The sequence below is a fragment of the Streptomyces sp. F001 genome (genome assembly GCF_004187715.1).
GTDB classification, from domain to species: Bacteria; Actinomycetota; Actinomycetes; order Streptomycetales; family Streptomycetaceae; genus Streptomyces; species Streptomyces flavusporus.
The window spans coordinates 12,519-26,253 of record NZ_QZWF01000016.1 but is presented as its reverse complement, the minus strand read 5'-3'; the positions used below and the strand labels follow the sequence as shown (position 1 = coordinate 26,253).

The 13,735-nt window shown below is 67.2% G+C and carries 8 protein-coding genes and 1 pseudogene; 7 read left to right on the top strand and 2 right to left on the bottom strand.

The window, feature by feature from the left end; translation table 11 throughout:
* Positions 1-91 precede the first annotated feature (91 nt).
* Together StrepF001_RS34395 and StrepF001_RS34390 are read right to left on the bottom strand one after the other, a co-directional pair.
* Positions 92-1,001, bottom strand: a pseudogene (locus StrepF001_RS34395) (sigma-70 family RNA polymerase sigma factor).
* A gap of 172 nt (positions 1,002-1,173) precedes the next feature.
* Positions 1,174-4,977 carry a GH92 family glycosyl hydrolase gene (locus StrepF001_RS34390; protein WP_129802102.1) on the bottom strand — a complete coding sequence of 1,268 codons (3,804 nt, stop codon included), beginning with the start codon at positions 4,975-4,977 and terminating at the stop codon, positions 1,174-1,176.
* A gap of 351 nt (positions 4,978-5,328) precedes the next feature.
* On the opposite strand from StrepF001_RS34390, the gene ngcE reads away from it, so the two are divergent.
* The 7 genes from ngcE (at position 5,329) to StrepF001_RS34355 (ending at position 13,722) form a co-directional block, all read left to right on the top strand.
* The gene (gene ngcE, locus StrepF001_RS34385; protein ID WP_129802101.1) at positions 5,329-6,810 is read left to right on the top strand and encodes an N-acetylglucosamine/diacetylchitobiose ABC transporter substrate-binding protein; all 1,482 of its coding nucleotides are present in this window, start codon (positions 5,329-5,331) and stop codon (positions 6,808-6,810) included.
* Positions 6,811-6,945: 135 nt separating this feature from the next.
* Complete coding sequence (locus StrepF001_RS34380) at positions 6,946-7,881, top strand: sugar ABC transporter permease (RefSeq protein WP_129802100.1); 936 nt, start codon at positions 6,946-6,948, stop codon at positions 7,879-7,881.
* 15 nt (positions 7,882-7,896) lie between these two features.
* Entirely contained in the window at positions 7,897-8,820 is a 924-nt protein-coding gene (locus StrepF001_RS34375) for a carbohydrate ABC transporter permease (RefSeq protein WP_129802099.1), read from the top strand.
* 182 nt (positions 8,821-9,002) lie between these two features.
* Positions 9,003-10,214: an ROK family transcriptional regulator gene (locus StrepF001_RS34370; protein ID WP_129802098.1), complete on the top strand. Its 1,212-nt coding sequence runs from the start codon at positions 9,003-9,005 to the stop codon at positions 10,212-10,214.
* A 132-nt stretch (positions 10,215-10,346) separates the two neighbouring features.
* Positions 10,347-11,447, top strand: coding sequence for a substrate-binding domain-containing protein (locus StrepF001_RS34365; RefSeq protein WP_165396458.1), 1,101 nt, complete (start codon positions 10,347-10,349; stop codon positions 11,445-11,447).
* A 191-nt stretch (positions 11,448-11,638) separates the two neighbouring features.
* Positions 11,639-12,430: an ATP-binding cassette domain-containing protein gene (locus StrepF001_RS34360; RefSeq protein WP_165396453.1), complete on the top strand. Its 792-nt coding sequence runs from the start codon at positions 11,639-11,641 to the stop codon at positions 12,428-12,430.
* Positions 12,427-13,722, top strand: a complete 1,296-nt coding sequence (locus StrepF001_RS34355; RefSeq protein WP_129802095.1) for a sugar ABC transporter permease — start codon at positions 12,427-12,429, stop codon at positions 13,720-13,722. Before StrepF001_RS34360 ends, StrepF001_RS34355 begins: the two co-directional genes overlap by 4 nt.
* Positions 13,723-13,735 lie beyond the last annotated feature (13 nt).

The following is a 13,735-nucleotide window of genomic DNA, read 5'->3' as shown; positions in this document are numbered from 1 at the left end:
GCGGGGGTGCGGCCCTCGTCGTATCCGGGGAACCGAGGCGGGTCGCACGCCGTACCCGGCCGCTACGAGGACCGGCCGGGGCTCTCCCGCGCTACGGGTAGCCGGTGAGCCGGTGAGCCGACTGCTCGTACGCCTTCAGCTTCTCGGGCGTCAGGACCCAGTAGAGCCCGTCGATACCGTCCGGCCCCACGGTGAGGCTCACCAGAGCGACCATGACCCCGTCCTCGGCCAGCAGCACGCTGGGCCTGCCGTTGGCCTGGACCACGCTGTACTCCGCCCGGGGGTAGTTCTTCTTGGCGGAGGCGCAGATCATGGCCACCCGCTCGGCCCCCACAACCTTGACCCGGGCCACGCCGCGCATGCCGTTGCCGTCGGCGTAGGCGACGGCGTCGGCCGAGAGCAGGTTCTCCAGCCCGGCGACGTCACCGTTGCGCGCGGCGGCGACGAAGGCGTCCAGCAGGCGCCGGTACTGCGCCGTGTCGACGGGTTTCCTGCGCTCGGCGGACAGGCGCTTGCGGGACCGGCTGACGATCTGCCGCGTGTTGGCCTGGCTCAGCTGCAGCATGTTCGCGATCTCGTCGTAGGCGTAGTCGAACGCCTCACGCAACACGTAGGCCGCCCGTTCCACGGGGTTCAGCTTCTCCAGGACCAGCAGCATGGCCTGCTCCAGCGCCTCACCGCGCTCCGCGCCGACCTGCGGATCCACACTGGTGTCGACCAGCTCCGGCAGCCACGGCCCCACGTAGGCCTCACGGCGGACCCGCGCCGACTGTGCCACGTTGATCGCCAGCCGTGGTGATCTTCGCCAGGAACGCGGCGGGCTCCAGCACCGCGCTCCGGTCGGCGTCCTGCCAGCGCATCCACACGTCCTGCACCACGTCCTCGGCCTCGGACGCGCTGCCCAGGATGCGGTAGGCGATGCCGAACAGCCGGGGACGCAACTGCTCGAACGCTTCCGCCGCCTTCAGCGAGTCATCGCCGGGGGGCTGTTCCTGGTCCATGGTGCCGTTGCCTCCGCTGTTCGACCGTCGCGCACGTCGGCAGGCGTACCTCCTGCACGAGGACGGGCCGTTCAGCGTGATCCTACGGCGGCCAGGCGGGAGAGGCGCAAAGCGGGTGTGGCGCCTCCCGCGAAGAAGCGTGCGGGAGGCGCCACACCGGATCCCGGTGTCCTTACCGGCCGAGCAGTTCGACCTCCGAGAGCGTCGCCCCCGCACCGGTGAGGACCAGGCGGTACCTCACATAGTCACCGGCCCGGGTCACGGAGAACGCCCGCGTCTGCCGGTCCCACCGGAAGGATTCGCCCGCGCGCTCGTCCAGCGTCCGCCACGTCTTGCCGTCCGCCGAGCCCTGGAGCGTCCACCCGGTCGGGGCCTGCGCATGGTCGGCGGACGTCAGCGTGTACTGAACGGCCTTCACCCGCCCGGACACCGGCAGGTCCACGGACGTCACGCTCGCGTTGGTCGCCGAGGTGTTGTCGAAGAGGGCGCCCTCGCCCGTGGTCAGGTCCGTGCGAGGCGCCGGCACCTTGTCGTCCTGGGTGATGGAGACCGGTGCCGCGTTCTTGCCCGTGCCCCACTTGGACGGCTTCGGCCCCATGTCGAACTCCAGCACCCCACCCTTCGCGAGCAACGAGTGCGGAAGCGACGTCGACGTCCAACTGCGGCCGTTGACCTTCAGCCCCTGGACGTAGACGTTCTTCGCGCTGTTCTTCGGCGCCCGTACCACCAGGTCCCGGCCGTTCTCCAGATGGACGGTGGCCTTGGTGAACAGCGGGGAGCCGACCGCGTATTCACCGCTGCCCATCACCAGGGGGTAGAAACCGAGGGCCGAGAAGAGGAACCAGGCCGACTGCTCACCGTTGTCCTCGTCGCCGTGGTACCCCTGGCCGATCTCGCTGCCGGTGTAGAGCCGGGACAGCACCTCGCGGACGTGTCTCTGCGCCTTCCAGGGCTGTCCGGCCGCGTCGTACATGTAGATGGCGTGGTGGGCGACCTGGTTGGAGTGCCCGTACATGCCCATCCGGACGTCCCGCGCCTCCGTCATCTCATGGATCACGCCGCCGTACGAGCCGACGAACTCCGGCGACGCCGTCTCGGGCGTGCTGAAGTACTCGTCCAGCTTCTCCGCGAGCCCGGACCGGCCGCCGTACAGGTTGGCCAGGCCCCGGCTGTCCTGCGGGGCGGTGAAGGCGTAGCCCCAGCCGTTGGTCTCGGTGTAGTCGTAGCCCCACACGCGCGGGTCGTACCTCGAGGACTCCACACGCCAGTTGCCCTGAGCATCCCTGCCCTGGAAGAAACCGGCCTCGGAGTCGAAGAGGTGCACGTACTCCTGGGCGCGGTCGAGGAAGTACGCGGACTCCTCCTTGTAGCGCTTCTCGCCGGTCTCCCGGTACAGGGCCCGGCCCATCTGCGCGATGCCGTAGTCGTTGAGGTAGCCCTCCAGCGCCCACGACAGGCCCTCGTGCGTGTCGGTGCCGGTGTAGCCGAGGAAGGGTGAGGTCGCCATGCCCTTGCGGCCCACGCCCGACGACGGCGGCACCACCGTCGCGTTCTTCACCGCCGCGTCGTACGCCGCCTTCGCGTCGAAGTCGACGCCCTTGACGTACGCGTCCGCGAAGGCCACGTCCGAGGACGTGCCGGTCATCAGGTCGGCGTACCCCGGCGAGGACCAGCGCGAGGTCCAGCCACCGTCCTTGTACTGCTGCACGAACCCGTCGACCATCTCGCCCGCCTGAGAGGGTGTCAGCAGCGAGTACGCCGGCCAGGTCGTCCGGTAGGTGTCCCAGAAACCGTTGTTGACGTACACCTTGCCGTCCACGATCTTCGCGCCGGTGTGCGTTGGCGTGTCCGGGCCGGGCATGGGCGAGAACGGGGAGGCGTACTGATACTTCGAACCGACCTTCTCGAAGCCGGAGTTGGGGTACAGGTACAGCCGGTACAGGCTGGAGTACAGCGTCGTCAGCTGGTCCGGCGTCGCGCCCTCGACCTCGACCTTGCCGAGCAGCCGGTCCCACTGCCGCTGGGCGCGGTCCTTGACCTCCTCGAAGGACGTGCCGTCCGGGATCTCCTGGCGCAGGTTGTCCCTGGCCTGGTCGACGCTGATGAGGGAGGTCGCGAGCCGCAGCGTGACGGTCCGGTCGTCGGCCTTGAACCGCAGGTACCCCTTGACCCCGCTCGACGTCCCGTCCGTCACCGGCTTGTCGAACTTGCCGTAGACGAAGAGGCGGGTCGCTCCCGTCGACAGCCCGGACTTCACGTCGGAGTAGCCGGTGACGATCCCGTTCTCCTTGTCGAGCGTGAGGCCCGCCTGGTCCGTCACGTTGTCGAAGAGAACGCTCGCGTCGTCGCCGGGGTAGGTGAAGCGGAGCACCGCCGCGTGGTCGGTCGGCGCCATCTCGGCCTTCAGCCCGTTCTCGAACCGCACGCCGTAGTAGTACGGCCGCGCGGTCTCGTTCTCGTGCCGGAAGGCCAGCTCCCGTGCCTCACGGCCGTGGTCCGGGGTTCCGGTGGCGGCGGACGGCATCACCTGGAAGGTCTGCCGGTCACCCATCCAGGGGCTGGGCTCATGGCTGGCGCTGAACGCCTGGATCGTCGGCAGGTTGTCCGCGTTGTTCGCACGTGCATAGTCGTACAGCCAGCTCAGCGAGCCCGCGTTGGTCACCGGTGTCCAGAAGTTGAAGCCGTGCGGCACGGCGGTCGCCGGGAAGTTGTTGCCGCGCGAGAAACCGCCGCTGGAGTGGGTGCCGCGGGTGGTGACGGCATAGTCCGACAGATGTGCCTTCGGCTTCTCGGGGGCCCTGACCTTCAGGGACACGTCGTCGACCCAGCCCCGGAACTTCGCCGGGCCCGCGGGGGAGTCGTACGCCACCAGGATCCGGTCGACGGTCTTGCCCGCCGCGACCGAACCGATCCGCGAGACGACGTTGTTCCACTGGTTGACGTACAGCACCTTGGCGGTGCCCTGCCCTCGCGGGGACAGCGCGAAGCCGTGCTGGTCGGTGGCGCTCAGGTCGCTCAGGTGGGTGCCGTCGGTGAACGCCAGGTCCACCGAGACGTTGGTGGCGTCGTAGTCGCGGTCGCCGTCCGCCATCGACGGGAAGATGCGGTACGCGAGTTCGGTGTCGCGGCCGACGGCCACGTCGACGTCGAAGACCTTGTTGTACGAGTACGCCCGCCCGTCCGCGGTGTGCCGGCCGGCGTAGCGCAGTGCCCGCTTGCCGGTGAAGCCCGCGCCCGCCTTCGCGGTGGGCGAACCGCTCGGGCCGCGGTCGACCAGGGAGAGCATGTCCTGCGGTACGGGGCCGTCATCGCCGCCCGTCGAGAACTGCACGTCCGCGAGCTGGAGGATGTCGCCGCCGTGGTTCTTGCTGACATCGAGCCGGTAGTGCCGGTACTCGGCGGCGGCGGTCTCGGCGATGTCGTACGTCCTGGTCTGGAAGCGTTCCGGGAAGGACTCGCCGGTGCGGGTGTCGAGGGTTTTCCAGTCCTTGCCGTCGGTGGAGCCCTGCAGGGTCCAGTCCGCGGGGTCGCGTTCGTCGTGGTCGTTGGCCGAAGTGAGGGCATATCTGGTGATTTTGGCCGACTTGTCCAGGTCGAACTCGACCCAGCCGGTGGGCTCGAACGTCAGCCACTTGGTGCTCGGCTCCGTGTCGACGAGGTTCTCCTTCACCTCGCCGGCGCCGGAGTTCTCGCCGCTCGCCCGTACGTCGGTGACATGGTCGGTCACATTGCCCGGAATGCCGCTGCTGTACCCGCCGTCGACGCCGGCGGCGCGCTTGCTGCCGTCCGGTGCGGTGTCGACGGTGTTGAGCCAGTCCGGGGCCGGCTCCCCGGCCTCGAACGAGGATGTGAACTCCCGGTCGGCGGTGGGTGCTTCCGGCAGTGCGACTGCCACACCCTGTGAGCCCACGGCCAAAGCGAAGGCGGTCGCCGTCACGACCGCCGGACCCCATCTGTGCCGAACTCTGTGCTGCATGAGCGAGCACCCTCCCTGTGCGCTGGACAACGTTGTCAACTTCCGTGCGCAAGGTCCAGTAGTGGCTCAAGTTGTCAGTGCTGTCAAGGGTGTTGGCTGTGGCATTCGGGCTCAATGTCGCGGATTTTTCCGGCAAGGCGCACACAGGCAGCTCATATTTCCGCGAGGTCTCAACTCGGAAAAGCCGACGGCCAACCTTGCATTCGATCTTGCCCCGTTGGCGGGAAGTGGACTATACCTGTCGGCGATTCAAGGGATCCGCACTTCCTGCACGAACCTGTTTGACCCCACCGCGGTGCCGGGGAGGATCCGGTTCACCGCCTGAGTCCTGGAGAAGGCGAGGACTTGAGCATGGGATCCACTTCCGCCGAGAACACCGAGAACGCCCGGAACGCCCAGAACGCCGAGAACAGCGGTTCTGAAGGGGTCGGCCGCCGCGCACTGATCAAGCGGTCCGCCGCGCTCGGCCTGGTCTCCGTCCCCGCGATGAGCTTCCTGTCCGCGTGTGCCAGCGGCGGTGGGGGCGAGGACACGGGCGAGGACACCAAGGGCAAGACGTCCAAGGACAATCCCTTCGGAGTGAAGAAGGGCAGCAAGCTCGACGTCGTCATCTTCAAGGGCGGTTACGGCGACGACTACGCCAAGGCCTGGGAGGCCGCCTTCCAGAAGAAGTGGGGGGTCACCTCCACCCACACCGGCACCCAGGAGATCACCGGCAAGCTCCAGCCCCGCTTCAACGCGGGCAACCCGCCGGACATCGTGGACAACTCGGGCGCTCAGAAGATCAAGATCGACGTCCTCCACAAGAACGGCCAGCTCCTGGACCTCGCCGAGGTCCTCGACGCCCCGTCGGTCGATGACCCGAGCAAGAAGGTCCGCGACACCGTCATCCCCGGCACGCTCGACCCGGGCCTTCAGGAGGGCAAGGTCGTCGCCCTCAACTACATCTACACGGTGTGGGGCCTGTGGTACTCCGGCAAGCTCTTCCAGGACAAGGGCTGGGAGGAGCCCCAGACCTGGGACGACTTCCTCGCCATCTGCAAGGACGCCAAGTCCCAGGGCATCGGCGGCCTCGCCCACCAGGGCAAGTACCCGTACTACATCAACGTCGCCATCATGGACCTGATCGCCAAGAAGGGCGGTCTGGACGCCATGAAGGCGATCGACAACCTCGACCCCAAGGCGTTCGTCGGCTCGGACGCGGCACAGGCCGCCGTCGAGGCGGTCTACGAGGTCGTCGAGAAGGGCTACTTGATGCCCGGCACCAACGGCCTGACCCACACCGAGTCGCAGACCCGGTGGAACCAGTACAAGGCCGCGTTCATCACCAGCGGTTCCTGGCTGGAGAACGAGCAGCTGAAGCAGACGCCGTCGGACTTCGACATGAAGTTCCTGCCGATGCCGCTGCTGCCGGACAGCGTGATGCCGTTCGAGGCGATCCGGGCCGGCTCCGGTGAGCCGTTCATCATCCCGTCCAAGGCGAAGAACCTGCCGGCGGCCAAGGAGTTCATGCGGCTGATGCTCTCCCGGGAGTGGTCGACGCTGTTCGCCAAGGAGGCGAACTCGCTGACGATCCTCCAGGACGGCGTCGACCCCAGTGTCCAGTTGCGGCCGGGAACGCAGTCCACCGTCGAGGCGTCCAAGGCGGCCGGGGACAACACCTTCCGGTTCCTGTACACCGAGTGGTACAGCGAGATGGACACGGCGATTCAGAACGCGTCCAACGAACTGATGGCGAAGCGGATTCAGCCGAAGGAGTGGCTGAAGCGGGCGCAGGCGGCTGTGAACAAGGCGGCTGAGGATCCGGCGTCGAAGAAGAACCGTCGGGAGTAGGTGCGCGGTCGTGCCGTTGGGGGGTGCGGTGGTATTGCGTGTGCGGGCCGTGGGTGGCTGGTCGCGCAGTTCCCCGCGCCCCTGGAGCGGCGTTGAGCGAACCGTCGGGAACATCTTCAGGGGCAGGAACGCCTTATGCGCAAAGGGCAGTACCGGTTCGTCGCGGGGTTTCTTCTCGTTCCCGTGGCGCTATATCTGATCTTCGTGATCTGGCCGTACATCCAGACGTTCGGGTATTCGCTGACCGACTGGAAGGGGCAGTCGCAGACCTTCAGCTTTGTCGGACTGGACAACTACACGGCGCTGTTCCAGGACGACGTCTTCATGGACGCCATCTGGCACAACATCCTGTTCCTGGTGTTCATCCCGGTGATCACCATTCTGCTCGCGCTGTTCTTCGCCTTCATGCTGAACGCGGGCGGGCGCAGCCGGGCCGGTGGGGTCACGGGGGTTGCCGGGTCCAAGTTCTACAAAATCATCTACTTCTTCCCGCAGGTGCTGTCGCTGGCGATCATGGCCGTGCTCTTCGGCGCGGTCTACCGCAGCGACAGCGGCGGCATGCTCAACGGTTTCCTCGTCAAACTGGGGCTGGTCGACGCGAACGACCCCGTCGAGTGGCTCAACGAGCCGAACATGGTGCTCTGGGCGCTGATCCTGGTCGTCGTATGGCACGGCGTCGGTTTCTATCTGGTGCTGTTCTCCGCCGCCATGCAGTCGATCCCGAAGGACATCTACGAGGCCGCCCTCATCGACGGCGCCGGCCGAGCCCAGTCCTTCTTCCGCATCACCCTGCCGCTGCTGTGGGACTCCGTGCAGACGGCGTGGGTCTACCTGGGCATCGTCGCGATGGACATGTTCATCCTGGTGTCCACCATGACCACGCCCGGCGGTGAGTTCGGCGGCGGCCCAGACCACGCCAGCGAGGTCATGTCGACCGTGATGATGCGTAACTTCCTGATCTACGGGAAGAGCGGCTACGCCTGCGCCATGGGCGTGGTCATGCTCCTTCTCACCCTGATCCTGTCCGTGGTCATGCTGCGCGCCACCCGCCGCGAGCGCGTCGAGTTCTGAGCGGGAGAGACGACGATGAGCGCACCCATCAAGGAGACCGCGGCCATTCCTGACCAGCGGTCCGTGGACAAGCGTCCGGCGCGGGCCGGCGAGCGGCGCGGCGAGGGCGTCGTCCTGAACGCCTTCTCGCACGGCTTCCTCGCCGTGTGGGCCCTGTTGATCGTCCTGCCGCTGCTGTGGCTGGTGCTCAGCTCCTTCAAGACCGACGCCCAGATCGCGGGCTCGGCCTTCGGCTGGCCGGGGAACTGGTCCTTCGACGTGTTCACGCGCGCGTGGGAGAAGGGCATCGGGGATTACTTCCTCAACACGGTCATCGTGCTCGCCTTCTCGGTGCCGCTGACCATGTTGTTCGGCTCCATGGCCGCGTACGTGCTGGCACGCTACGAGTTCTGGGGCAACCGCCTGTTGTACTACTTCTTCGTCGCGGGCGCCATGTTCCCCGTGTTCCTGGCCCTCGTCCCGCTGTTCTTCATGGTGAAGCGGCTGGACATGCTGAACACCTACCAGGGCCTGATCCTGGTGTACGTCGCCTACTCGATGCCGTTCACGGTGTTCTTCATGCACGCCTTCTTCCGGACCCTGCCCACGGCGGTGTTCGAGGCGTCGATCCTCGACGGGGCCTCGCACACCCGGACCTTCTTCCAGGTCATGCTGCCGATGGCCAAGCCCGGTCTGATCAGCGTGGGGATCTTCAACACGCTCGGTCAGTGGAACCAGTTCATCCTGCCGACGGTTCTCATGCAGCCGCAGAGCGGCGACGATCCCGAGCGCTATGTCCTCACCCAGGGGCTGATCCAGCTCCAGCAGCAGCAGGGATACGCCACCGACCTGCCCGTGCTGTTCGCAGGCGTGACGATTGCGATGATCCCGATGCTGGTGGTCTATCTGTCCTTCCAGCGTCAGGTGCAGGCGGGTCTGACCTCGGCGACCCTGAAGTAGCGTTCCGTAACCGATTGCGCGCACACCGCTTCCGCGCCGGGGAGCGGTGTGCGCGCTGTGTGCGCGACCCCGGAAATTGTTCAACCTCTTGACGGGACGCGCCCTGTACGGCTCAGCTTAGAGTTCACTAGTTGGACATAGACGGGGCCTCGTCGAGGCGGTCCCGTGCGCAGGAGGTCGTCGTGGAGACTCCGGGGTCGCAGTCGTCGCTGCACCGAGCCAACCTGGAGCGGGTCGTACGAGCCGTGCGGCTGGCGGGATCCCTCACCCAGGCGGAGATCGCCAGGACGACCGGACTGTCCGCGGCGACGGTCTCCAACATCGTCCGGGAGCTCAAGGACGGCGGAACGGTCGAGGTCACGCCCACCTCGGCAGGTGGCCGGCGAGCCCGCAGCGTCTCGCTCAGCGGTGACGCCGGGATTGTCATCGGGGTGGACTTCGGGCACACGCATTTGCGCGTCGCGGTCGGGAACCTCGCCCATCAGGTGCTGGCCGAGGAGTCCGAGCCGCTGGACGTGGACGCCTCCGCGGCGCAGGGCTTCGACCGGGCGGAAGTGCTGGTCGACCGGCTGATCGCGGCGACCGGAGTGGACCGGGCCAAGATCGCCGGGGTGGGCCTCGGCGTCCCCGGCCCGATCGACGTGGAGTCCGGGACGCTGGGCTCGACCGCCATCCTGCCCGGCTGGACCGGCGCCAAGCCCGCCGAGGAGCTGCGGGGGCGGCTCGGCGTGCCGGTGCACGTGGACAACGACGCCAACCTGGGCGCCCTGGGCGAGCTGGTCTGGGGCAGCGGCAAGGGCGTGCGGGACCTGGCGTACATCAAGGTCTCCAGCGGTGTCGGCGCCGGCCTGGTGATCGACGGGAAGATCTACCGGGGTCCTGGCGGCACCGCAGGTGAGATCGGGCATATCACCCTCGATGAATCCGGGCCCGTCTGCCGTTGCGGAAACCGCGGCTGCCTGGAGACCTTCGCGGCCGCGCGCTATGTGCTCCCGCTCCTCCAGCCCAGTCACGGCACCGACTTGACCATGGAAGGGGTCGTACGGCTGGCGCGGGACGGCGACCCGGGCTGCCGTCGGGTGATCGCCGACGTCGGCCGTCACGTCGGCATGGGAGTCGCCAATCTCTGCAACCTGCTGAACCCGAGCCGCGTGGTGCTGGGCGGTGATCTCGCGGAGGCCGGTGAGCTGGTGCTCGGGTCGATCAGGGAGTCCGTCGGCCGCTACGCCATCCCGAGCGCCGCGCGTCAACTCTCCATTCTTCCTGGGGCACTTGGGGGCCGGGCGGAGGTGCTCGGAGCGCTCGCCCTCGCACTCAGTGAGATGGGTGATTCGACCCTTTTGGACGGAAGCGCGGCCGGTGTGCTGAGGGCTGCGGCACCCGCCTTCACTTAGAGAACGGATGGCACCGTTGCCAACCCGTTAAGGATTTACTTCTTGACGTCGCACGTGCGGCCGAGTTGACTTCCAGCCACCTCGGCCGCAACGTCGCGGCCTCGTCAGGGAGGTTATGAAGTGAACACGCGTATGCGTCGTGCCGCAGTTGCCATTGCCGCGGGTGCGATGGCCGTTTCTCTCGCCGCCTGTGGCAGCGCTGAGGAAGCGGGCGGCGGTGACAACGACTCCACCGGCTCCGCCGCCAAGGGCGACGACATCAAGGTCGGCCTCCTCCTTCCGGAGAACCAGACCGCGCGCTACGAGAAGTTCGACCGGCCTCTGATCGAGCAGAAGATCAAGGAGCTGACGAACAACAAGGCGGAGATCCAGTACAACAACGCCAAGCAGGACGCCAACCTGCAGGCGCAGCAGGTCGACACCATGATCACCAACAAGGTGGACGTGCTGATCCTGGACGCGGTGGACGCCAAGGCCATCAAGAACTCCGTGCAGAAGGCCGTCGACGCCGGCATCGAGGTCGTCGCCTACGACCGCCTGGCCGAGGGCCCGATCAGCGCCTACACCTCGTTCGACAACGTCCAGGTCGGCAAGACCCAGGGCGAGGCCCTCCTGGAGGCGCTCGGCGACAAGGCCAAGGACGGCCAGATCGTCATGATGAACGGCTCCGTCACCGACCCGAACGCCAAGCAGTTCCGGGACGGCGCCCACTCCGTCCTCGACGGCAAGGTGAAGATCGGCAAGGAGTACGACACCAAGGAGTGGAAGCCGGAGAACGCCAACTCCAACATGGAGGCGGCCATCTCCGCGCTCGGCAAGAACAAGATCGTCGGCGTCTACTCCGCCAACGACGGCATGGCGGGCGGCATCATCACCGCCCTGAAGTCGGCCGGCATCGAGGTTCCGGTCACCGGCCAGGACGCCGAACTCGCCGGCGTCCAGCGCATCGTCACCGGTGAGCAGTACATGAGCGTCTACAAGCCGTACGCCCCCGAGGCCGAGGCCGCCGCCGAGATGGCCGTTGCGCTCGCCAAGGGCGAGTCCCTGGACTCCATCGCCAAGGACAAGGTCTCCAGCGGCAGCGCCAAGGATGTTCCTTCGGTTCTGGTCCCGGTCACCTCGCTGACCCAGGACAACATCAACGACACCGTCATCAAGGACGGCGTCTACACGGTCGACGAGATCTGCACCGGCAAGTACAAGTCGGCCTGCGCCAAGATCGGCCTGAAGTAAGCAGCCGCAAGTCCCTTTGAAGTACGGGAATCACCCAGGAACTCGTCCTTGGATTCCCGTACGGGACTGCAGTTCTCCAGGCTCCTCCGGCGCCCCGCGTACATACAGCCCCGCAAGCTCGTGCGGGGCGCCGGACGGAACATCCCCCCAGTCTTCTGCACAACCTCCCGCCGGGTCAGGCGGCGAAGGAGATGGTTCACGTGTCCGCTACGCCCGTGCTGGCGTTGCGCGGGGTCTCCAAGCGGTTCGGTGCCGTTCAGGCGCTCACCGACGTAGAGCTTGAGGTCCACGCCGGGGAAGTGGTCGCCCTGGTCGGCGACAACGGCGCCGGAAAGTCCACGCTGGTCAAGACGATCGCCGGCGTGCACCCCATCGATGAGGGCGTCATCGAGTGGGAAGGCAAGTCCGTTTCGATCAACAGGCCGCACGACGCCCAGGCCCTGGGCATCGCGACGGTCTACCAGGACCTCGCGCTGTGCGACAACATCGACGTCGTCGGCAACCTGTTCCTCGGCCGTGAGCTGCGGAAGTGGGGCGTCCTCGACGAGGTCGAGATGGAGCGCCGCGCCCAGGAGCTGCTCAAGACGCTGTCGATCCGCATCCCCAGCGTCCGCATCCCGATCGCCTCGCTCTCCGGCGGTCAGCGCCAGACCGTGGCCATCGCCCGCTCCATGCTCGGCGAGCCCAAGCTGGTCATCCTCGACGAGCCCACCGCCGCCCTCGGCGTCGAGCAGACCGCCCAGGTCCTCGACCTGGTCGAGCGGCTGCGCGAGCGCGGCCACGCCGTGATCCTGATCAGCCACAACATGGCCGATGTGAAGGCCGTCGCCGACAAGGTGGCGGTGCTGCGCCTGGGCCGCAACAACGGCGTCTTCGAGGTCAAGACGACCTCGCAGGAAGAGATCATCTCCGCCATCACCGGCGCCACCGACAATGCCGTGACCCGCCGTGCGGCGCGCACGACCGGGGAGGTTTCCCAGTGAGCATCGACAAGACCTCCACGTCCCCGCAGGACGAGACCGTCGTCGAGAACCCCGAAGCCGCCGCGGCCGCGGTGACCGCGGTCGACCCGCGGCTCCTGGTGCGCGAGCAGGGCCTCGCCGGCTACCTCGGTGAGTTCAAGCGCAAGATGAAGGCGGGCGAGCTGGGCTCCCTGCCCGTCATCGTCGGCCTGGTCGTCATCTGCATCGTCTTCCAGTCCCTCAACTCGGCGTTCCTGTCCGCGCAGAACATCAGCGACATCACCGTCACGATGGTCGGCACGGGCATGATCTCCGTCGGTATCGTCTTCGTGCTGCTGCTCGGCGAGATCGACCTGTCCGTCGGCTCGATCAGCGGCGCGTCCAGCGCCATCGCGGCCGTGATGGCGGTCAACCAGGGCTGGCCCGAGTGGCTGGCGGTGCTGTTCGCCGTCGGCGCGGGCGTCGTCATCGGCGCGGCGCACGGCTTCTTCTTCGCGGTCCTCGGCGCTCCGGCGTTCGCGGTCACCCTGGCCGGTCTGCTCTTCTGGCTGGGCTTCATGCTCCAGACGCTGGGCGAGAACGGCACGATCAACCTCGACAGCGAGGGCCTCATCGGCCGGCTGACGACGTACTTCTTCACGGACATCGCCGCCGCGTACGGCCTGGCGGCCGTGGTGACCGCGGTCTTCTTCATCACCTCGTTCCTCGGCAACCGGCGCCGTGAGGCGGCGGGTGTCCCGTCGCGGCCGCTGAGCGACACGCTGCTGCGGACGGGGCTGCTGGCGGTGGTCTCCTTCGCTGCGGCGTTCATGTACAACCAGTACAAGGGCCTGCCGCTGGCCACGGTGATCTTCCTGGTGTTCCTCGTCGGCACGGACTTCGTGCTGCGCAGGACGGCGTACGGGCGCAAGGTGTTCGCGCTCGGTGGCAGCGTCGAGGCGTCGCGTCGTGCGGGTATCAACGTCACTGCGGTGCGGATCTCCGTCTTCGCGATCTCCGGTGGGTTCGCGGCGATCGGTGGTCTGTTCCTGGCGTCGAAGATCGCGTCGGCCAACCAGAGCGCGGGCACGGGTGACCTGCTGATGAACGCGATCGCGGCGGCGGTCATCGGCGGCACGAGCCTCTTCGGCGGCCGGGGCCGCACCTGGAACGCTCTTCTCGGTGTGCTGGTGATTGTTTCGATCCAGTACGGGCTTCAGCTGGAGTCCATCGCCGAGCCGGTGAAGTACATGATCACGGCGGGCGTGCTGCTGACGACGGTGGTTATTGACTCCATCACTCGTCGTACGCAGAAGACTGCCGGTCGAGCGTAGGAGTAGGCGGCGT

Excerpts from the sequence above, each read along its gene's own strand:
- StrepF001_RS34390 (WP_129802102.1), bottom strand. The coding sequence starts at position 4,977 with ATGCAGCACAGAGTTCGGCACAGATGGGGTCCGGCGGTCGTGACGGCG.
- ngcE (WP_129802101.1), top strand. The coding sequence starts at position 5,329 with ATGGGATCCACTTCCGCCGAGAACACCGAGAACGCCCGGAACGCCCAG.
- StrepF001_RS34380 (WP_129802100.1), top strand. The coding sequence starts at position 6,946 with ATGCGCAAAGGGCAGTACCGGTTCGTCGCGGGGTTTCTTCTCGTTCCC.
- StrepF001_RS34375 (WP_129802099.1), top strand. The coding sequence starts at position 7,897 with ATGAGCGCACCCATCAAGGAGACCGCGGCCATTCCTGACCAGCGGTCC.
- StrepF001_RS34365 (WP_165396458.1), top strand. The coding sequence starts at position 10,347 with ATGCGTCGTGCCGCAGTTGCCATTGCCGCGGGTGCGATGGCCGTTTCT.
- StrepF001_RS34360 (WP_165396453.1), top strand. The coding sequence starts at position 11,639 with ATGGTTCACGTGTCCGCTACGCCCGTGCTGGCGTTGCGCGGGGTCTCC.